The following is a 311-nucleotide window of genomic DNA, read 5'->3' as shown; positions in this document are numbered from 1 at the left end:
GCCCAGCCGTTTGCTTTTCCTAGTACTGTTACTTTTTCACCATTTTTTAAGTTTCCTAGAACCGAGCTACTTGTATTCGCCGCGCTTCTTACTCGGAGACTTGTCGCATTAATCGTTCCTACTTCTTGCGTTCCATTCGTAATGTTTTCCGCTGGCTTTTCTTCTTGTTTTCCTGCTTCTAACTTCACAAACTCTAACGAAACATAGCCTTCTTTTCCTTGATAGCTGATTTTCGCCCAGCCGTTTGCTTTTCCTAGTACTGTTACTTTTTCACCATTTTTTAAGTTTCCTAGAACCGAGCTACTTGTATT

At 40.8% G+C, this 311-nt stretch carries 1 protein-coding gene; it reads right to left on the bottom strand.

Annotated elements, in window-relative coordinates; genetic code table 11:
* Positions 1-311: SH3 domain-containing protein (locus JDS81_RS29960; protein WP_199688702.1), on the bottom strand; the 311-nt coding region annotated here is incomplete at both ends.

This window comes from Bacillus cereus group sp. N31, from assembly GCF_016483245.1.
Lineage (GTDB): Bacteria > Bacillota > Bacilli > Bacillales > Bacillaceae_G > Bacillus_A > Bacillus_A toyonensis.
The sequence above is the reverse complement of the archived record's forward strand: the minus strand, read 5'-3'. Positions and strand labels throughout refer to the sequence as shown.